Source organism: Clostridium sp. UMB9555A (assembly GCF_030222355.1).
GTDB classification, from domain to species: Bacteria; Bacillota; Clostridia; order Clostridiales; family Clostridiaceae; genus Sarcina; species Sarcina perfringens.
The window spans coordinates 1-298 of the sequence record NZ_JASORQ010000038.1 but is presented as its reverse complement, the minus strand read 5'-3'; the positions used below and the strand labels follow the sequence as shown (position 1 = coordinate 298).

Here is a 298-nt window from a genome sequence, read left to right as displayed (position 1 = left end):
TCAATAACTCCTGTAATCTTAATATTTATTTTAGGCATATTCTTAAAATCACTATTTATAAAATCTATCGCTTTAGGTTATTTACTTCACTTAGTAGGAGATACCTTCTCAGAAAGCGGAATAAAGTGGTTTTTACCTTTCTATAATAAAGATATTAAAATGCCATTAGGTATTATAAGATATAGAACCGGTGGCCTAAAAGAATATGTTATACTAGGAACAAGCATTGTAATATTAATGCTAGAAATACAAAAATTTCATTTAATAAACTTATTTTCAATATAGGAGGTAATATGAA

General features: G+C 25.8%; 1 protein-coding gene. It reads left to right on the top strand.

Features of this window, described 5'->3' with window-relative positions:
- Positions 1-285, top strand: a 285-nt coding sequence (locus QP548_RS17075) for a metal-dependent hydrolase (RefSeq protein WP_284905665.1), incomplete at its 5' end; no start/stop codon positions are given.
- Between the last annotated feature and the right edge of the window lie 13 nt (positions 286-298).